The organism is Paenibacillus sp. FSL F4-0097 (assembly GCF_038593125.1).
Lineage (GTDB): Bacteria > Bacillota > Bacilli > Paenibacillales > Paenibacillaceae > Paenibacillus_AQ > Paenibacillus_AQ odorifer.
This window is the reverse complement of the sequence record NZ_CP151965.1, coordinates 4,740,243-4,760,622: the sequence shown is the minus strand read 5'-3', so window position 1 is coordinate 4,760,622 and position 20,380 is coordinate 4,740,243. Positions and strand designations below refer to the sequence as shown.

Below are 20,380 nucleotides of genomic sequence, written 5' to 3'. Positions count from 1 at the left end.
GCTATGGCCGTAAACAGACAACAAAGCAGCGATCCTCCCATAACGGGAAGGTCGCTGCTTTGCGTTTTGCTCAATGGTGCAATATTTATAACTGATTATTGATCTTATTGAAAATCTGCGAAGCCCCGCTGCTTGTATTACATAATACGACCACAGTCTCGCCACTAGCTGGATAAATAGCCGACCGGAAGGAAACACCGGGATCATAGCCCATAATGTGAAATTTGAACACTTTTTCTTCGCGGAGGGTAATCCATACACCATAACCATAATAGCCTTCGCCATCCACATGTACATGGGGAGTAAGCAATAATGAAGTGATTACTGGACTCAATAATGTATGGTTCATTAACCCGATCCAGAATAGCTGCAGGTCGGGGGCAGTGACGAAAGCTCCACCGTCAGCGCCTCCTTTTACCGGGATTGAGTAGATGTTGGTTCTCCAGTTCCCGTTCTCTTCCTCTATGTATCCTAGTGCACAGTTGGCAGGTAAGGCATCTAACGTGAAGTAACCGGATTGCTCCATTCCGCAAGGCTTAAAGATGTGATGCTCTACATAATCGGAAAAAGACATTTCACTCAGTTCCTCCACCAGAAGGCCTAGCACGATATAGCCGGCATTGTTGTAGTGGAAACGTTCGCCCGGGGTCCACATCATGGGAAGGGTTCGGAACATCGGCACAAAATCCTCAAGCTGTCGCAAGGTGTACATAGGCCGTGCCTTCCACAGGTCCTCGAAATCATCCATAATTGTTTCATCAAAATAATCCGGAATACCAGAGCTATGCGTAAGTAGCTGATGAATGGTGATGTCAGGACTAAAGAGAGGGAACTCTACCTTTTTAAGATAATCTATTAGTCTACTTTCAAAAGAAATCAATCCCTGATCGACCAGCTGGCAGACAGCAATCGCGGTAAATATTTTACATCCGGAAGCAATGCCGAACCGGGTATGAATATTGTTTTCGCGCTTATCCGACTTATTGGCATAACCGTAACAGCTGCTGCTGACTTCTTTATCATGTTGTTGTACCAGCACTACACCAGAGAAATTGTTCTGTGTAGCTTCTGCTTCAATACAATCTGCAAGGTGGTTCATCTGTATATTCACTCCTCTATAAGCAGTTAAGTTCTTAAATAGCATTCGTTAAAATATTCCATTTTCCTTTAAAGTGAATACGAAAAAATTGGAAATACTTAAAATTTGAAATAATTTTTGATCTCCCCTATAATAAAAATGCTCTGCAACTACTGCTGGGCTTTTTTTAATTGACAACAACATTACTTCTTGGGATAAATTATTATAGTTATTTACTTAGAAATGGAATAATTTCCACCCTTTCTGACGAAACTGGAACACAGTACCTGTGATATGAAGGTTAACGTTCAGGAGGGGAACCATTGTGAGAAAAATGCGTTTTGCTGTGCTTGTGCTCTGTATCGTTGTGTCGGTTCTAGGACCGATGTCAGGTGCTTATGCTGAGGAAAAAAGCAAGGATTCTGGCAGTAATGCTGCCGCTGTAGATCTTGCGCCTGGTGCGCGTTCTGCGATTTTGATGGATGCAGGCACCGGCACTATTATTTATGAAAAGAACAGCCATGATAAGCTGCCTCCCGCAAGTATTACGAAGATTATGACGATGCTGCTTACGGTGGAAGCACTGGATGAAGGAAGACTGCAACTGACGGATAAGGTGCGCACGAGTGAATATGCCGCGTCGATGGGCGGATCGCAAATTTTCCTGGAGCCTGGTGAAGAAATGTCGGTGGATGAGATGCTCAAAGGCATCGCTATGGCCTCCGGTAATGATGCATCTGTGGCGATGGCAGAGAAAATAGCGGGTTCGGAGAGCGCTTTTGTCGATCTGATGAATAAAAGAGCGGAAGAGCTGGGTCTGAAAGATACCCACTTTGCCAATTGCAACGGTCTTCCAGCTGCTAATCACTATTCCTCAGCCTACGATATTGCGGTAATTAGCCGGGAGCTTTTAAAGCATGATAGAATTATCAAATATACCGGTTCCTATCAGGATTATCTGCGTAAGGATTCCACCAAACCATTCTGGTTGGTAAACACGAACAAGCTTGTACGTTTCTATACAGGCGCTGATGGACTGAAAACAGGATATACCGCTGAAGCAAAATTCTGCTTATCCGCTACGGCTGCAAGAGACGGTCTGCGTGCTGTTGCTGTTGTGCTGGGTGAGCCGAACACGAAGACACGTAACAGTGAAGTGTCGGGCATGTTTGACTATCTCTTTTCGCAATATAAGATCCACACTATTCACAAAGAAGGGGACGCTATTGGTACCCTTAAGATTGAGAAGGGTGTGAAGTCCGAGCTGCCGATTACGGCGAAAGAGACGTATAGTGTTCTTTTGAAAAAAGGTGTGACGCAAGAAGGCATTCGTCACGAACTAGTACTTCCAGAAAGCGTGAAGGCACCAGTGGCTGAAGGCCAGTCCATAGGCAAGCTGGTTGTCTACCAAGGAACCCAAGTGATTAAAGAGTATGAACTTAAAGCAGGGGAAGCTGTGGCAAAAGCAGGCTGGTGGAAGCTCTTTAAACGTACAACAGGCTCGATGTTCGGCATGGATTAAAAAGAGCTTTTTTGTAGATTGCGCCCATGTGCTTTGTAGATTCATAGGGGTTTTCTTCTAGTTTTGTCGTGAGGCAGGATTCCTGATTTGCCACGTAGAAACCTTGTCCTTGAAGAGAATGGGTACTGTCTCTTAAGGCCAAGTTTTCAAAGCAACGAAGAGGAGAGTGGCAAGCATGAATTCTAATGTGGAAATGGAGCATCACAGGGGTGTGCTGATTGTCCGTTTATCTGGGGAACTCGATCATCATGCCGCCGATTTTGTAAGAATGGATATGGATGAAGCGATTATGCGGGGTCAGGTATCGCATTTGATCCTTAGTCTTAAGCATCTGCAGTTTATGGACAGTTCGGGTCTCGGCGTAATTCTGGGAAGGTATAAACTGATCCATAGTAAAGGCGGCAAAATGGTGGTGTGTGATGCAACGGCACCTGTGAAGCGACTTCTGGAAATGTCAGGCCTGTTCAAGATCATGCCCCTATATGACGACGAGAGTACTGCACTCTCGGATTTGGAGGTTGCGTTATGACAAATGGTAAGGCTGGTAACTTCATGAACGTGCAGTTCGCTGCACTCTCGGAGAACGAATCATTCGCGCGTGTAGTTGTAGCGGCGTTCGTTTCTAGGCTTGATCCTACAATGGACGAGCTGAATGATCTGAAGACAGTCGTGTCGGAGGCGGTCACCAATTGTATTATTCATGGGTATGATAGTGATCCGGAAGGTATTGTGACTATTTCAGCTTCGCTGGACAACGAAACGGTACATTTAACCATTGAGGATCAGGGACGGGGCATTGAGGATTTGGAGCTGGCACAACAGCCGCTATATACCTCAAAGCCAGAGCTGGAGCGGTCGGGCATGGGCTTTACCATTATGGAGAATTTCATGGATGAATTTGAAGTCACTAGTGAACCGGGACACGGCACTTCGATCTCAATGAAGAAAACCATCGTTTCGAAAAAAGCTTTATACAATTAGGGGTTGGAGCCATGGATGCAGAGTCAAAAAAAGCTCCGCCGACCTATTTGGACGATGCGGAGGTCAAACGTCTTATCGCGCTCAGTCAGGCCGGAGATAATCTTGCCCGGGACACACTAGTTAGCTGCAATATCCGGTTGGTCTGGTCGGTAGTGCAGCGGTTTATGAACCGCGGGTATGAACCTGACGATTTGTTCCAGATCGGTTGCATCGGGCTCTTGAAGTCCGTTGATAAGTTCGACCTCAGCTATGAGGTCAAATTCTCCACTTATGCCGTGCCGATGATCATTGGCGAGATTCAGCGTTTCCTTCGCGACGATGGAACCTTGAAAGTTAGCCGTTCTCTTAAGGAGATGGCTAATAAGGTCCGCAAGATGAAGGATGAAATGTCTAAGACGCTGGACCGTCTGCCTACCATCGGTGAAGTTGCTGAGGCACTGGGAGTTACCCCTGAAGAAGTGGTATTTGCTCAGGAAGCTAACAAGCCACCGACCTCGATTCATGAGACTGTGTTCGAGAATGATGGCGACCCGATCACACTGATTGATCAAATCGCTGACGAATCACAGGAACGCTGGTTTGATAAGCTGGCACTGAATGAGGCTATCGGAGGTCTCAGCGAGCGTGAACGGCTGATTGTTTATCTTCGATATTACCGTGACCAAACGCAGTCAGAGGTTGCTAGTCGCCTTGGGATTTCTCAAGTGCAGGTATCCCGGCTGGAGAAGAAAATATTGCAGAATATCCGCGAGCAGATTGCTCAGTAGATAATGGCTAAAATGTAAAGACGCTTGTGAAATAGCGAATAGGAAGAAAAAGCCGCCCCGAAAAGGGGGGGCTTTTTATGTGGAGGGAATCTCAATATGCATTCACTTGGTGACAAGGATATGACCTCATGGTCTATTGACATGGAAGCGAATTTGCTGACAATGTCGAATGTTTTGGAGAAATGGGTGGACTGTTCAGATCATGCTTTACCGCATAACCCCAATTTTTTACGTGAATATGTGTACAGTGAGGATCTTGAACGGTTTGATGCGTATATAGATAAATTATACTCTGGTCACCTATGTAATCTTGAGTATCGTATGCAGTTACCTGCAAAAGCGCTGAAGTGGGTTCAAAGTATAGGCACGCCCGTTTTTAATCAAGAGCATAAGGTTTGTAGAATAGATGGCGTAATCATAGATATCACGGAACAAAAAAATGCTCAAGCCCAGATAGAGAGTAGCTTTTCTCTGTATCAGCAGATGTTTGCTACGATCGATGTGGCGATTTGGTCTTACGATTACGTATCACGGAAAATGTTATTCATATCGGATGCCATTTTCAATATCACGGGATATTCACCAGAACAGGCGAAGGAAGATGACTTTTGGCTAAGAATTGCTCCTAAAGAAGAGCGGCCTTTAATTCAAGAGATTATAACTACAGTGGGGCAAGGAATAAGCAATCTTAGTGAATATCGGGTCATCCATGCCAGCGGTGAACTCCGATGGGTCCAAGTCAGGATCATTCCCAGTATGGATGAGACAGGGGCAGTGGTACGGCTCAATGGGATCTTAATCGACCATACGGAAAAAAAGCAGATGCAAGAGGTTCTATTAAAAAGCGAGCAGCGCTACAAATCCCTGTTTGACCATAACCCAGATATCGTGTGTGAATTGGATCTGCAGGGCAGCATTGTAGCTATCAATCCAGCGGCAGATCAAATTACTGGAGAAGCTTTTAATAGATTCGGAGAAAACTTATCCATTGTGAATTTATTTGGTGCAGAGAATTCGCATATGATGTCTGATTATTTTGAGAAAACGGTTGGCGGAGTTCTGCAGCATTACACGGTTACTTCTGTCCGCGAGAATGGATTAGTTAACCATTGGTCGATGAAAAACATCCCTGTACATGAAAACAATCAAATTGTGGGTACCTTTGTTATCGCAAGAGATATCACTGCATCTGTGGAGGTGGAAAAGCGGCTGGCTCAGCGGGAGGCGGAGTACAGGCTTATTACAGAGAATATGGAGGATATGATTGGGGTTCTGGATCAGCAAGGGAACTTCATTATTGCTTCGTCCTCTTGTGAGAAAATTATTGGTCTTCCTGTTGGTTCAATAAAGAACACAACCATTTTGGAGTATATTCATCCTGATGAACAAGAAGTGTTGCGGGAACAGATCTTGGATATTTTTCGGACAAAAGTATGTAAGATGTTTTACAATCGGTTTATTCACATCAAAGGTCACATTATAGATCTGGAATGCTTGGGTACACCTGTTCTTGGTGAGGATGGAGAAGTAGTTAGTATTGTGATTGTAGCGAGAGACATTACAAAAAGGGTCCAGATGGAGAGTGAACTTAGAGAAAGCGAGGAACTCAATCGGCTGCTTATTGATATGTCACCTGAAGCGGTAGTACTCCATAGTGAATATAAATTCCTTTATGTGAATTTTTCCTGTTTAGGATTGTTTGGAGTTTGCAGTGAGGATCAATTGATTGGCACCTCTATTTTTAATTGGGCCCACCCAGACTATATAACGCTGGCTAGAGATCGGATGCGTGAAATCTATTATGGACCCAATCGGATATTAGCTCCTATTGAACAAAAGGTCGTGCGGTCAGATGGATCTATTATCGATGTAGAAGTAACAGCTAGCTCAATTCTATATAAGGGTAAGGTTGCATGTATCTCTATCTTTAGGGATATCAGTGATCGGAAAAAAATTGAGGTGGAAAGACAGCTTACAGAGCAGATCATTCGGAACAGCGAGGAAAGGTATTTCAACTTACAGATGAGTCTTGATCAATTCTCGCAAGATTTGTTTGGTGCGATGAAGATCAGTCACATGGAACAACGATTACTAAAAGAAGTTAGAGAGGTCTTGCGGGTTACCAATATTTGTATGGTTGAAGTTGAAGATAACCATGATAAAATATGCGAGATTATTGAGACCGAGCGGGGCTATTCACTTAAGATCGGAGAGTTCCGAAGAAAAAGCTATATTCTATCCATTAATGAGAAGTCTATTTTATTAGAAATAAGTTCTGTTCGAGTGTGGCTGAAGACGATTACCCGTTATGTTAGTGTGTTATTTGATAATTTTTTGCTCATAGAAGATCTAACTAAGGACCTTGAGTTAGCGGCTTCCGAGCAAGCTCCGACATGGTTACTACGCTTTATGTTTAATTTATCCGAGAATGAACGCAAACGGCTTGCTCAAGATTTACATGATTCAGCACTTCAAGAACAGATCATCTGGTATCGTAAGCTTGATAATTTTTTAAGTGATAAATCCGTTACGGGGGAACTAAAGGAGCAGTTAGAACAGATCACAGAAGGTTTACTCGATGTTATCTATGAACTGCGGATTATCTGCAATGAGCTTAGGCCACCAGCATTAATCAATGAGGGGCTTGCTTCCTCACTTGAGACATTGTTTGAATTTGCTCAGTTGCGGAACGACTATCAGATATATTTTGAGTCAAACGCTTTCAGGCATAAGTTAAAAGACGAGATTCTAATAGGTCTGTACCGTATTGTGCAGGAACTTTTGGCTAATGCAGCTAAACATTCCTGTGCCACAGAAGTACGTATCTCCTTAGCTAGTGAAGGGCAACAGGTGCTTTTGGATTATGAAGATAACGGAATTGGAATGAGCCTTTTAGGAGAGGATTCTATTAAGAGTATGGGGATTTATGGGATGAAAGAAAGGGTTCGCAGTATGGATGGGACCATACGATTTCTTTCGCCAGAGAATAAGGGATTAGCTGTCTTTATATCCATACCTGCAGATTAATCATGGGGCATAATAAGGGGATAGGGGTGTATTAGGCATGATTCAAATTTTGTTAGTGGACGACCATCCCTCTGTCATGGAAGGGACTAAGATGATACTGGAACAAGAGGGAGATATGAAGGTTACCCTAGCCAATTCAGCCCATGAGGCGCTTAACATGGTGGGTAGCCATACGTTTGACGTGATGTTGTTTGATCTTCATATCGCTGATGGGAATGGGATTGATTTGGCGAAGGAAGTCTTAAAAATAAACGCAGACGCGATTATCTTAATCTATACCGGATACGAAATTACTAACAAATTTAACTTGATGATCGAATCGGGTCTGTTTGGGTTTATTTCAAAAACGACCAATAGAGAGCAGTTGGTTGCAGCAGTGCGTTGTGCTTTAAGGGGAGATGTCATTTTGCCTCATACCCTAGTTAAACAGTTAAGAAAAGTATCATCTAAAGGAATGGAGATTAATGTTGACCAAGCAAACCCGAAGATAAGCAAAAAAGAGCATGAAATGCTGACAGAGATTGCAAAAGGAAAAAGCAACAAGGAAATAGCAGAGATTGTACTTATGAGTCAACGATCGCTGGAATACAGTTTAACGAGTCTGTTCCAGAAGCTAAATGTGAAATCAAGAATTGAAGCGGCAATAAAAGCTAAACGACTGGGCATATTGAAGGAGTCCGATTTCAACAATTCACTATGAAAATTCGTAACAAACAAATAGATCAAAATCCCGTTCACGGTTCTGTGAGGCGGGATTTTTTGGTCTGCGCTTTTTTTGCGGGATGACGCAATATTTTTGCGTGGTCGCGCTATTTTTTTTCGGTTACCTTAATCTGCTTACCGTATATGATGAAATAGTTCCTAAGAATTACTAAAAAATGACTAACGCCAATGAGGGGCTGAGGAAAATGAAGTGGTTTTATAATTTAAGAACAGCAGTGAAGTTAATCTCCGCATTTCTGTTAGTATCCGCAATATTGTGCTTTGTAGGATTCTATGGAATTACGAATTTGAGTAAGATGGACCGCTCTATCGTGGACATGTATGAAAACCGCTTAACACCTATAGCTTATCTGGGAGAAGCGAATGAACTATTTTTAACAAATAGAATCAATATCCGTGATATAAACACGATGGCTAAAACAGTGGCAGAAAAGAAAGAATACGAAGATAAAATACATAAAAACGTTCAAACTATTGAAGAGATCATGGGTAAATATAGCAAGACTGCGTTGAGAGCTGAAGAATTAGCCATAATGAAGGATTATCCTGAGATCTGGAAACGGTATATCACAAGCCTGGATGAGGCTATTGAATTAAATAATACAAATATTAGTAATGAGAAATATACAAATTTTTTGCTTGTAAGTGATTTGCAAACAGCTACAACAGAGCTGACTGACTTTCTGCAAAATTTAATAGACATCAATATGAAGCAGGCTCAAGGTTCGATTGTTAATGCCAATGACCTTTATCAGTCCTCTCGTTTGATTACGTTTAGCGTTACTATTGTTGCGCTGCTCATCAGTATTGGTCTGGGTCTTCTAATATCGCAGATCATAGCACGGCCTCTAAATCAAGTAATGCGCCTGCTAGGTAAAGTGGCTAATGGTGATTTAAGCGAAACGTCGAATCTGGAATCTAAGGACGAGATTGGAATGCTAGCTTATTCTGTTAATGAAATGGTTCTGAACCTAAGACGAACTGTGAGCGGCATTTCTTCTTCTGCGGAAAGTGTCTCAGCTGCTGCACAGCAAATCTCAGCAAGTACAGAGGAAGTAGCTAGTGGAAGTATGAGTCAAGCTAGTGCAGCGCAAACGATGAATGAGTTGTTCCGAGAATTATCTGCGGCGATTAATTCAGTAGCCCAGAGTGCTGAACAGGCCTCTGAGCTTTCAGATCAAACGATGCGTATAGCTCAAGATGGAGGGATCGTGGTTAAGAACTCCGTACAAGGAATGGCAGTACTGGATACTCAAATGTCTAGACTTGCGGAAGATTCCGATAAGATTGGTGAGATTATTGCGGTGATTGAAGATATTGCCCAACAGACAAATCTGCTAGCCCTGAACGCAGCGATAGAAGCGGCCCGCGCAGGTGAACAAGGTCGAGGTTTTGCCGTTGTTGCGAATGAAGTAAGAAAGTTAGCTGAGCGGAGCAGTGGGGCTACGAAACAAATCACGGGCATTATCAAAGAAATGCAGAAGAATACGCAGCATAGTGTAAATGCCGTAGTAGAAGGAGTAGCTTTTTCACAAAAAAATGGAGAAGCCTTTGAACATATCCTTACGATGGTGAACGATACCGCTCATAAAGTAACAGAAATTGCGGCTGCCAGTGAAGAACAGGCTGCACAATCGTCTGAGGTGATGTTCTCAATTGAGAGCATATCCGCCGCAACTGAAGAAATGGCGGCAAGCAGCAGTGAAACGGCAACGACGGCCAATGCTTTGGCTCAGCTAGCAGAAGAGTTAAATAGTCTGGTATCTATTTTTAAAGTTAAATAAACAGTGTCAGGGGTATTATCATTGATAGGAGAGGAGAAGTAGTGCAAAAAATAAAGGTGCTAGTTGTAGCTGCTTCAGTAACCATGCGTAAACAGATCTCGAACCTAATTTCGGAGGACTCAACCCTCGAGGTCATTGGAGTAGCTCGAAATGCATCCGAAGCGATCAGCATGGTTCAAAAACTCAGGCCCGATGTCGTGGCTATAGATATAGAAATGCCGGAATTGAACGGTTTGGTAGCACTCACAAGCATAATGTCACAGCGGCCAACACCTATACTTATCCTGAGCTCAGCTACAAAGGAAGGTATAACTGCAACCATTACTGCTCTACAAAATGGTGCAGTGGATTTCATCTCCAAGCCAGCTCAATCTTATGGACCTGGTCTATACAGCATAAAAGATGAGTTATTATTCAAAATTAAGAAAGCCGCTGAAATTCCTTTAAGAACTCTTATTCTTAACAATATAAACATCTCCAAAGTGAAAGCTCGACAAGAGAAACAAAAAAACGATAAGAGTGGATGTACAGAAGTCATTGAGCAGATCGTGGGAATTGGATGTGGAGTAGGAGGGCCGAAGGCATTAGAAATCTTAATTACCTCACTTCCAGCGAGCTTCCCGTATCCCCTGCTAATTGTGCAACATATGCCGCCTAAGTACACAAAAGCATTGGCGGAACGACTGAATCGGTTCTCAAGTGTACGGGTGGTGGAAGCCAAGGACAAGCAATCGGTGCTCGGGGGAACCGTCTATATCGCTCCAGGTAATTTTCATATGACCATCATTCAGGAGGGGCAAGATCTCAGAATAAAACTTATGAAAAAGCCTGCAGTGAATGGGCACCGTCCTTCGGTCGATGTCTTGTTTGGGTCTATATCTGCATTAACTGGTCTACAGCAGCATTTAATCCTAATGACCGGAATGGGAAATGATGGCGCTAAAGGGATGCTAGCTGCCAAACATGCTGGTGCCCAATCAACGCTTGTAGAATCGCAAGAAACTTCTATTGAAAGTGAAATGCCTGAAGCAGCGGCGAAGCTGGGTTGTGTGGATTACGAGCTGCCCTCGCATTTGTTAGCCTCGAAGATTATGGAGGTTACGGGGGAGCTGAGATACCGAAGGGACACATTTCCATCAGTTTGAACGGTCTTATTTTACTTCTGAAAAAGCGTTGGCAGGATAAAATCCGCCAATGCTTTTTTGTATTTCAGGTTGACACTTTCAAGTGATAACAATTATCATTTACGGAGCTAGAGTAGAGATTATGTAACTCATCGTATACAAGGAGCGAAGAAGGAGAGGTTTGCGATGACTTTAAATATATTGAATATGGAAATTCATGATCTTTTTGATCAATTTACAGAACGGATAGAGGGGCATGTTGAGCATAACCAATGGGAACAACGGCTTACTATTCCTTCACATATTGGTAAGGGAACTGTCACCCGTACACGGATTCGTCCAGGTATGGAGATTATGTATACGGACATAACTTACGAACAAGATATGAAGCTCTACATTCAAGAAGCTTGTCCGTTGTTTGAACTAAGCTATAATCTAAGCGGAGAAATCTATTGCGAATGGAACGGCAAGGAAAGTTACACGGATAAACAAATGGGCAACGTCCTTTTTCTAGAGGATGTTCAGGTGTATGAAGAGAAAAAAGCAGGTGTCCCCAATCAATTGCTGGAAATACGGTTAGCTCCTAGTGAACTGCTGAATTACGCCGGAGATTTATCGGAGACACAGCAAATGGAAACCTGGCTTAGACATCATCGTGGCAATATTGATCGTTATCCAGATACTGCGGCAATCCGAAAATGTGTCTCCGAAATAATCCACTGTACCTATCATGGAACATTGAGACGTTTATATATGGAGAGCAAAGCCCTTGAATTTATTGCTTTGTTTGGTGAGTCTGATGGTTACGGTTCTATTAGCGATAGTATGACGCTGCGGCACGATGATATTACCAATCTGAAGCGGGTACATGAATTGGTGCAAATCCATTTCGAACAACCGTTATCTATACGTGAGTTGGCTAAGCGGGTAGGTATCAACGAATTCAAGCTGAAAAAAGGCTTCCGCGAATTATTTGGCATGACGATCTTCGAGCTAGTACGTATAAAAAGGATGGAGAAAGCGCTCTGGTATATGGAGGTTGAAGGTTTGAATATAGGGAAAACAGCTGTTTCGGTCGGATATAGCAATGTCAGCAATTTCACGACGACCTTTCGTAAGCATTATGGCTGCAATCCAAGCGAATACTTAAAACGTATCGAACAACAGAGTTTGGAACGAAACAGGCTGTAGGAAGATTTGTAAATGCAGAAAGCTTAAAGCTTCAAGTGTTAGAACATAGGGTTCGGAATCGAACGTTATATTCTGTCTGCTTGAGGTTTTTTTGTGTTTGCTCCCTTATCAAGGAGTGCACCTCCCTTAACAGGTAGAGAAAAAGACCACTCTAAATGATAATAATTACATAGATTGCAGATAAAAAGGTGGTTATACAATGGAACAACAACAAGTAGATTCGCGCCGGTGGTATGCGCTGGGGGTTATTTTACTGCCAACATTACTTATTTCATTAAATACTTATATGATTCAAGTTGCGCTTCCATCTATGCAATATAGCTTGAACGCAAGCTTTTCGGAAGCACAGCTTATCGTTACCGGATTTTCGCTAGGATTAGCTGTGGCGTTGATTATTAGTGGAAAGCTTGGAGATATATACGGCAGGAAACGGATGTTGCTGATCGGGGTAAGCGGGTTTACGGTCATGGCAGTATTGGGCGGAGTGACCTCAGATCCGGCTCTTCTGATTGTTATTCGGATTGTGCAGGGATTGGCTGCGGCGCTTATTCAACCTCAGGTTCTATCTACGCTGCAGGTCAGCTTTCTGCCAAAGGAAAAAGGGCTTGTTTTCGGCATTTACGGCGCCATGATTGGTTTTGGATTTGCATTCGGATTCATCCTCGGAGGCACTATTGTGAATTGGAATCCGTTCGATCTCGGTTGGCGGACGGTGTTTTTTTTCAATGTGCCATTTGGACTTCTCGTCCTGCTGTTAATGCCGATTGTACCTGAAACACGGGCTGAGCAGGCGCACAGTATTGATTGGACTGGAAGCTTCCTTCTGCTGATCGGTTTGTTCCTGCTGATCTATCCGTTGTCAGAGGGACAAAAACAAGGGTGGCCGTTGTGGATTTTTGGCTGTCTAATGTTAGCTCTTTTCGTGTTGTTTACTTTTATCTGGGTTGAAAATCGAAAGGGAAAGCAGGGGGCGTTACCGTTAGTCGATCTGTCTATTTTCAGAGATCGAACATTTAGCGCAGGTCTGGCAACCGTTCTTGTCCTTTATCTAAGTATGTTCTCTTTCTTTTTTATTTTGAGCTATTATATGCAATTTGGTTTGCACTATAGTGTTCAAGATACGAGTATGGTTTTCTTGCCTATAGGGATAGGCTTTTTTCTGACTTCCTTAATCTCGTCTCGAATGGTCAAAAGATGGGGGATGAGTGTACTTAAGATAGGAGCGCTGATGATGGGTAGCTGTAGCCTGCTGCTTATGTTAGAGCTAAATGTGGACGTTACGAATCTGCTGGACCCCCGTAATATCCTAATATTATTGATATATGGTTTCGGTCTCGGAATGGCTACTACGCCCCTAGTTAACGTCACGCTTAGTTCAGTACCCCCAAAGATCACGGGCACGGGTTCAGGCTTGATCACTACCTTTATGTATTTTGCGAATTCGTTAGGAGTGGCGTTAATCGGTATTTTATTCTCCGCTTCGCTAAAGCATTCTCTTTTGGAAGCAGATCTAGCGGATTATGTAAGGGCGTTTTCCTTCTCATTAGCAGCAATCGGAGGACTTGCTTTTACTGGTTTTCTTTGCCTTTGTTTTTTGCGGGAGCGGAAATTATAGAGGAGGTATCCTGCTTTTTTTGCGCTGTGAGCAATCTAACAAAAGAACGCCCTTCTTAGCTTTATAGTAATACCGAGTGATTGAATTCCATTTAATGTAACTCAATCCAAACCTATCAATGAGAAGGTGCCAGGATGTCCATACTGCAAGTAGAGAATCTCTCAAAAGAATACAAAGGAAAAGGCAAAACGAATCGGTATCGAGCGCTGAACGGGATTAGTCTTACTGTGGACAGTGGCGAGTTTGTGGCGATTATGGGACCCTCGGGGAGCGGAAAAACGACATTTTTAAATATACTAAGCGGAATCGATACGGAGTATAGTGGGGTTGTAAGAATTGCAGAGACTAGTATAAGTGAGATGTCCAAGAACGAGCTTGCGCTTTTTCGCCGGCAGCGTATGGGATTCGTTTTTCAGGATTACAATCTGCTGGATAGTCTGACCCTACGGGAAAATATCATGGTGCCCATGGTGCTGGATGATCAAGAGGTAGAAGATATCAATGCCAAGACAGATGAGACGTTATCGCTATTTGATCTGGATGAGGTGAAGGACAAATATCCTTATATGGTTTCAGGGGGGCAACAGCAGCGTGCGGCGATCAGCAGGGCGATTATTAATCATCCAGATGTGATTTTTGCGGACGAGCCGACGGGGAATTTGGATTCCAAATCCTCGAGTACGGTGATGGCGACCTTCGCCAAGCTCAACACTCTAAAAGGAGCAACGATAGTGATGGTCACGCATGATCCTTTTGCGGCCAGCTATTGTAATCGCGTGCTTTTTATCAAAGATGGGAAGGCTCTACTAGAGATTGCTAGAGAGAATAAAGAGCGCAGAGCATTTTTTGATCTGATTCTGGAGAACCTGGCCTTTATTGGAGGGGGAGAAGATGACCTTTAGGAGAATGGCATTTCAGATATTTAAGGCGAATCTTAGAAGATATTTGTTGTTTTTCTTATGCAGCAGCTTTACAGTCATGATCTTTTTTACATTTTATTCGCTGTACAGTAATCCTGATTTTAATGACCCTTATCAAGTGAATGGGATGGTGTCGGGTAATTTATATGCTCCTTTTTTGGTGATAAGAGTGTTTGCTGTTCTGTTTATTGTATATGCGCAAATGGCCTTTTTGAAATTTAGAAAAAGCGACTTCGGGCTATTAATGGTACTTGGAATGACAAGCCACAATATCCGCAAAATCATTTTGTTCGAGAATAGTATGATCGCTTTAGCCTCGATTCTCACTGGTTTAGGTGCAGGGACGGTTTTCTCCGGTATTTTTTTCTTCATTGTTTCGTTGTTTGTAAATATTGGGGACAGTGCTTTTATACTGACGCCGGATAGTTATCTGTATACCATTAAATTCTTCGCGGTGATTTACATAGTTGTGATTGCAATCAATTTCCTATTCACTTTGAGATACAGCATTTTACGTCTTTTAAAAGAATCCAGAACCGCAGAACGCAACCTGATTCATGGGAAAATCACCGGAGTCATCGGAGTTTTACTGTTGGGAATCTCCGTTTATAATATGCTCACTCATTACAACCCTTCCGATGCTCGCATGATGTTAATAAATCTGGGAATTAGTATGTTGGGCGTTTATTTGCTGCTGTCAGGACTTGGGGACTGGATGAAACTTTTTATATCGCGATCAAGCAGAGCATATCACAAGCACCTGCTGTTTAGTTCCAATTTGATCTATACCCTTGGTCGCTCCAAAGTAGTGCTTTCTCTCATCACCTTTCTCGTCTTCATCACGATTTCTCTAAGCGGGATTATTTTTTATTTGACCTGGAATGCTGAGGAAATTCCGGTTGCAAACAATCCATATGATATTGCCTATTCAGAAGTATTCGGAAAAAATAGCATCTCACCAAAAATACTAAGTGAGATCACGGATCATGGCGCTACGCCGCTGCTTTCACACCAAAAGCTGGAGTATATCGACTTGTTTAATTTTAAAATATTTCTGGACCAGAATATAAACGCATTAATCGGCTCTGATTATCATGTGGAGAAAGATCACTTTCTAAATCTGGCCACAGTTGCACAAGGAGAAGAGTGGAAGAATCAAAGACCGGAAATGCCGACCTTTGACCTGACGCTTGCTTCCGGGAAGTATACGCTGTATTCACAAGGTATCCTATTTCACATGGTATTTAACCCTGTGCCGAATTTAATGAATGGTCTTCATATCATTGTAAACGAAGAGGATTATATGGCGCTGAAAGCGGAAAATAGAAAAGGGATCGGTATCCTTCAGCTCCTGAATTTTAAGGATTGGAAAAAAACTGCGGATATAGATGCTAAGTTAAATGCCGCTTTAGCCAAATATAACAAAGACAATACAGAGTCCTGGTATGGCAATGAGCGGCAAGAGGCCCTCGTATTTTCTACGAAGTCTAGAATAAGTGACTATCTACAGTTACAGGAGTCTGGCCGATTTGGAATCTTCGTAATTTCATTTGTTGGTTTAATATTTTTCGGCGCCTCCGGGATAGTGCTGCATTTCAGTATTCAGACCGATTTAGAGCGTGAGCGGATCAAATTCAGGAAGCTGAACAAGATTGGAATTACTACTAAGGACGTGGCTCGTATTATAGGCGGCCCTTTAAAAGTGCTGTTTTTTCTCCCTTATGCATTAGGTATTGCATTGTCTTCTTTTTATGTTGTCAGTTCTTCCAGGGTTGAAATGTCTACAGCTCTGGAGCCGATGTGGTTTTGTTTGTTGGTGGGCGGAGCATATCTTTTATTTCAAGTCCTTTTTTATCGTATATACACCAAAATATACACTCACAATATGCTGGCACATATTAAGCTACTCGATATTCCCTTAATAGAACAAAATGAGATTTCAATTTAATCCCAAATATGATAATATTGGTGCACAAAACGTGGGGGGATTCCATTTGAAAAAGATTTTTTCCAGAATTGCAGTCGCATTAATGATCTTGACCCTTGTTGCGATAGTCACTTGCTTTTATATTGGTGAATTCACCTATGCGTATGGATTAATTTTGGTGCTGTTTTTCGTATTTGCGGGGATGGGACAGCTCTATAAGCTTAAAAATGATGAGTATATGTACAATAAATTAAATAACACCGATGAGTATAATGAATATACTAGATGATATAAATTTAACAGAAGCTTATTATGTATAGCCAAACACCCCACTTTAGACAGTGCCTAAAGTAGGGTGTTTTTGTATGTGCCTATGTTTATTTCTTACCGTTGCGTTCAAGAATCATATCTACGAACAGATCAATCTGTGCGGTAATCGCAATCGGATCATAGCGGTAGTAGGTATCAAAATCATTGTAGAATAGATGATCGTTCTTCGCAGCATCAAGTCCGTTCCAAACTGGAGATTCCTTCAGTTCTTTCAGCTTATCTCCTTTTTTGTCAGGATCATAAGTGGTGAGGAACATGTAGTCAGCTGCATATTCTGGCAATAGCTCCATGGACAGCTGCAACGTTTGGTTGTCGTTGCTGTTTTTAGTAGGCATTTTTAGCTTCAGTGCGTTATAAAGGGCTTGTCCACCCCGGCCAGCATTATTTCCGAAGGTCCATAGCTCACCTTTATCAGTCAGCTCATAGATTCCAAAAGTATCATTTTCATTTACGACACCTTTAAGCTTCTCGCGGCCTTCAGCAGCCTTTTTCTCAAAGTCAGCAATAAATTGTTCAGCTTTGTCAGGCACACCTACAATGTCACCGAACAGTTTAACAGTTTCATAGATATTTGTAGCAGTTCCGTATGGAATATGAATGGTTGGAGCAATTTTGGATAAAGCATCGTAGTTATCATCATACATAACGACGATTAGATCAGGTGTAAGTTCCAGAGCTTTCTCGGCGTTAACTGGAGCACCGACATCTTGTGTGTTTGTGAGCAGGTCTTTCAAGAAGGGATTATCAAAGGTACTAGGTTCGACACCTACAACATTTGCTCCTACGGAGAGCAACTCCCCACCATAATAATCTGTAATAATCCGCTGTGGTTTTACAGGTATTTGCACAGTACCTTTAGTGGTTTCATAGCTACGCATTTCAGCAGCTGAAGCCTCAGGAGCAGTCGTTGGCTCAGTGCTCGGTGCTGTAGTTGCTTCTGTTGTTTCTGTTGGTTTATTAGATGAAGCATTGTTTGTTCCCCCGCAAGCTGTCACAAATACAGACAATAACATTATGAGTGCCAGGATGGGGAAGAGGGTCTTTCTTTTTAGCATGATAAACCTCCCTATATATGTGTACCAACAAATAATAATGAGAATCATTATCATTATTATTTTCAATTTGAACTTTATCAAATCCTAGAATTCCTGTCAATGCAATAAAATAAATGCCTCCTATTAAATCTATCTATTGCCAAACCTAGGAAGGCTCATTTACAATAGCATAGTGATAATGAGAATCAATTTCATAGAAATAGGGTGGCATTCATGAATCAACAGATATCTTCCAAGATTAGACCTAATAAAGGGTCAGCCATACAAGAGTTCCGTTCACGTCCTTGGGCTGCCACGTTAATCTTGGTTGGCGGTCTGGTACTATTAGCACTAGGTATCGCTGTTTCAGTCTCCTTTGGAGCGGCTGATATTAAACTTTCTGTGGTATGGGCAGCTGTGTTTCACTTTGATCCGGAGATCATGGATCATCAGATTATTAGAGAATTACGATTACCCCGTGTACTTGGCGGGGCCATGATAGGGGCCAGCTTTGCAGTTGCGGGTGCCATTATGCAGGGAATGACCCGAAATCCACTCGCAGATTCAGGTTTGATGGGCATCAACTCAGGCGCAGGATTTGCGCTGGCGCTTTGTTTTGCATTTTTCCCGAATCTATCGTTTATGTATTTAATCCTATATTCCTTCATTGGTGCCGGAGTAGGGGCTGGGGTTGTGTATGGGGTCGGATCATTGGCCAAGGGAGGGCTGACTCCTGCTCGTCTGGTGCTGGCAGGTGCTGCTTTTAGTGCACTGCTGTCAGCGCTGAGTGAAGGGGTAGCTTTATATTTTCACATTGGGCAAGATTTGGCTTTCTGGTATGCGGGAGGCGTGGCTGGGACGAAATGGATTCAGCTTAAAGTCATGTTCCCTTGGATAGGAGCAGCGTTAATTGGGGCTATGGTAATATCCCGATCGATTACAATGCTCAGCCTAGGTGACGATGTTGCTAAAGGGCTAGGCCAGCGCACAGGGCTTGTTAAGCTGGCAGGGACTTTAATCGTATTGATTCTGGCTGGATCATCAGTTGCAGTAGTAGGAGCCGTTGGGTTCATTGGACTAATTATTCCCCATTTGACCCGTTTTTTTGTAGGTGTGGATTACAGATGGATCATTCCATGTTCAGCTATTCTTGGCAGTCTGCTTGCAGTATTTGCAGATTTAACAGCACGGATGATTAATCCCCCTAATGAAACGCCGCTTGGAGCAATTATTGCACTGATCGGTGTACCTTTCTTCCTTTATCTTGCACGTAAAGAAAGGAGGGAACTGTAATGATAGAGAAAACTTCATTCGATTCCTTCCAAGCCGCCAAAAATAAACGTGGCTTAGTTATAATGATTATTTTAGCTGTACTGATTGTTATTGCTTTTATTATTAGTATGAATACAGGATACATACGTTTGACACCTATGGAGCTGCTTAATACGTTATTCGGTAAAGGGACGGATAAGCAAGAGTTAATCTTGTTTCAATTTCGGCTACCGCGTATTGTGATCTCCGTTCTGATAGGCGCAGGTTTGGCTGTATCCGGAGCTGTGATGCAGGGCGTCTTTCGTAATGCTTTGGCCGACCCCGGCATCTTAGGGATTAACGCTGGTGCAGGAATTATGGTTATGCTGTTAATATCTTTTTATCCGACGGCAACCGCGGCTCCGGTGTATCTGCTGCCTATGGTGGCGTTTGTTGGTGCGGGAATTACTGCTGCCTTGATCTATGTCTTAGCTTATAAACGGCATGAAGGAATAAAACCCATGCGACTGTTGCTGACCGGTGTAGCGGTTGCAGCTGGAATGAGTGCAGCGATGATCGTGCTGACTCTTCGGCTGGATCCGGAGAAGTATCAGTTTGTGGCTACTTGGCTTGCAGGAAGTATTTGGGGCACAAGCTGGAAGTTTGTACTTTCTTTACTACCGTGGATCGTAATTCTCGTGCCGTATGTCATCTATAAAGCAAGGGTAATGAACGTCCTTAATTTGGGTGAACAGACAGCTGTAGGACTTGGGGCTGCTGTAACGAAAGAACAATTCCGGCTTCTTGCGGCTGCGGTTGGTCTAGCTGCGGCAAGTGTTGCTGTGAGTGGTGGGATTGGCTTTGTCGGCCTTGTCGGCCCCCATTTGGCGAGACGACTAGTTGGACCCAAACATCAGCTCATGCTGCCAACCTCAGCGCTGCTCGGCTCACTGCTAGTTATTATAGCGGATACCATTGGGCGCTGGATCTTACAGCCATCTGAGATCCCCACTGGAATTGTTGTTGCTGTAATTGGAGCGCCATACTTTTTGTATTTGCTAGCCCGTACTAAATCTTGATGAAAGAGGATGGTCAATCACCGGAAG

Annotated in this window: 17 protein-coding genes; 15 read left to right on the top strand and 2 right to left on the bottom strand. The window is 43.0% G+C overall.

What is annotated here, in order from left to right; all coding sequences use genetic code 11:
* Positions 1 to 85 precede the first annotated feature (85 nt).
* Positions 86 to 1,099 carry a serine hydrolase gene (locus MHH86_RS21390; protein ID WP_052097210.1) on the bottom strand — a complete coding sequence of 338 codons (1,014 nt, stop codon included), beginning with the start codon at positions 1,097 to 1,099 and terminating at the stop codon, positions 86 to 88.
* Positions 1,100 to 1,463: 364 nt separating this feature from the next.
* Here MHH86_RS21390 and MHH86_RS21385 point away from each other — a divergent pair, with 364 nt between their 5' ends.
* The 13 genes from MHH86_RS21385 (at position 1,464) to MHH86_RS21325 (ending at position 16,948) form a co-directional block, all read left to right on the top strand.
* Entirely contained in the window at positions 1,464 to 2,600 is a 1,137-nt protein-coding gene (locus MHH86_RS21385; RefSeq protein ID WP_235219379.1) for a D-alanyl-D-alanine carboxypeptidase family protein, read from the top strand.
* 175 nt (positions 2,601 to 2,775) lie between these two features.
* Positions 2,776 to 3,129, top strand: a complete 354-nt coding sequence (gene spoIIAA, locus MHH86_RS21380) for an anti-sigma F factor antagonist (protein ID WP_036676057.1) — start codon at positions 2,776 to 2,778, stop codon at positions 3,127 to 3,129.
* A complete protein-coding gene (gene spoIIAB / locus MHH86_RS21375; RefSeq protein WP_036676058.1) occupies positions 3,126 to 3,581 on the top strand; it encodes an anti-sigma F factor in 456 nt (151 codons plus the stop codon). Before spoIIAA ends, spoIIAB begins: the two co-directional genes overlap by 4 nt.
* 11 nt (positions 3,582 to 3,592) lie before the next feature.
* Positions 3,593 to 4,348 (top strand): RNA polymerase sporulation sigma factor SigF, encoded by a 756-nt coding sequence (sigF, locus tag MHH86_RS21370; protein WP_036676059.1) that lies wholly within the window; start codon positions 3,593 to 3,595, stop codon positions 4,346 to 4,348.
* Between the two features lie 96 nt (positions 4,349 to 4,444).
* Entirely contained in the window at positions 4,445 to 7,375 is a 2,931-nt protein-coding gene (locus MHH86_RS21365; RefSeq protein WP_341160169.1) for a PAS domain S-box protein, read from the top strand.
* 37 nt (positions 7,376 to 7,412) lie between these two features.
* Complete coding sequence (locus MHH86_RS21360; protein ID WP_036676060.1) at positions 7,413 to 8,075, top strand: response regulator transcription factor; 663 nt, start codon at positions 7,413 to 7,415, stop codon at positions 8,073 to 8,075.
* Positions 8,076 to 8,283: 208 nt separating this feature from the next.
* On the top strand, positions 8,284 to 9,882 hold the full coding sequence (locus tag MHH86_RS21355) for a methyl-accepting chemotaxis protein (protein WP_342479416.1): 1,599 nt from the start codon (positions 8,284 to 8,286) through the stop codon (positions 9,880 to 9,882).
* Positions 9,883 to 9,923: 41 nt separating this feature from the next.
* Positions 9,924 to 11,027: a chemotaxis-specific protein-glutamate methyltransferase CheB gene (cheB, locus tag MHH86_RS21350; RefSeq protein WP_341160166.1), complete on the top strand. Its 1,104-nt coding sequence runs from the start codon at positions 9,924 to 9,926 to the stop codon at positions 11,025 to 11,027.
* Positions 11,028 to 11,192: 165 nt separating this feature from the next.
* Positions 11,193 to 12,197, top strand: coding sequence for a helix-turn-helix domain-containing protein (locus tag MHH86_RS21345; RefSeq protein WP_038572467.1), 1,005 nt, complete (start codon positions 11,193 to 11,195; stop codon positions 12,195 to 12,197).
* 199 nt (positions 12,198 to 12,396) lie between these two features.
* Positions 12,397 to 13,812, top strand: coding sequence for an MFS transporter (locus MHH86_RS21340; RefSeq protein WP_051490900.1), 1,416 nt, complete (start codon positions 12,397 to 12,399; stop codon positions 13,810 to 13,812).
* Positions 13,813 to 13,946: 134 nt separating this feature from the next.
* Positions 13,947 to 14,714, top strand: coding sequence for an ABC transporter ATP-binding protein (locus MHH86_RS21335; protein WP_036676070.1), 768 nt, complete (start codon positions 13,947 to 13,949; stop codon positions 14,712 to 14,714).
* A gap of 4 nt (positions 14,715 to 14,718) precedes the next feature.
* Entirely contained in the window at positions 14,719 to 16,680 is a 1,962-nt protein-coding gene (locus MHH86_RS21330; protein WP_342479415.1) for an ABC transporter permease, read from the top strand.
* Positions 16,681 to 16,726: 46 nt separating this feature from the next.
* On the top strand, positions 16,727 to 16,948 hold the full coding sequence (locus MHH86_RS21325; protein WP_036676074.1) for a hypothetical protein: 222 nt from the start codon (positions 16,727 to 16,729) through the stop codon (positions 16,946 to 16,948).
* An 88-nt stretch (positions 16,949 to 17,036) separates the two neighbouring features.
* Here MHH86_RS21325 and MHH86_RS21320 read toward each other — a convergent pair whose 3' ends face one another.
* Entirely contained in the window at positions 17,037 to 18,044 is a 1,008-nt protein-coding gene (locus tag MHH86_RS21320) for an ABC transporter substrate-binding protein (protein WP_036676075.1), read from the bottom strand.
* A 213-nt stretch (positions 18,045 to 18,257) separates the two neighbouring features.
* On the opposite strand from MHH86_RS21320, the gene MHH86_RS21315 reads away from it, so the two are divergent.
* Both MHH86_RS21315 and MHH86_RS21310 read left to right on the top strand, forming a co-directional pair.
* Positions 18,258 to 19,316: an iron ABC transporter permease gene (locus MHH86_RS21315; RefSeq protein ID WP_036676077.1), complete on the top strand. Its 1,059-nt coding sequence runs from the start codon at positions 18,258 to 18,260 to the stop codon at positions 19,314 to 19,316.
* Positions 19,316 to 20,353, top strand: coding sequence for an iron ABC transporter permease (locus tag MHH86_RS21310; protein ID WP_036676084.1), 1,038 nt, complete (start codon positions 19,316 to 19,318; stop codon positions 20,351 to 20,353). The genes MHH86_RS21315 and MHH86_RS21310 overlap by 1 nt, the downstream gene beginning before the upstream one ends.
* Positions 20,354 to 20,380: the final 27 nt, after the last annotated feature.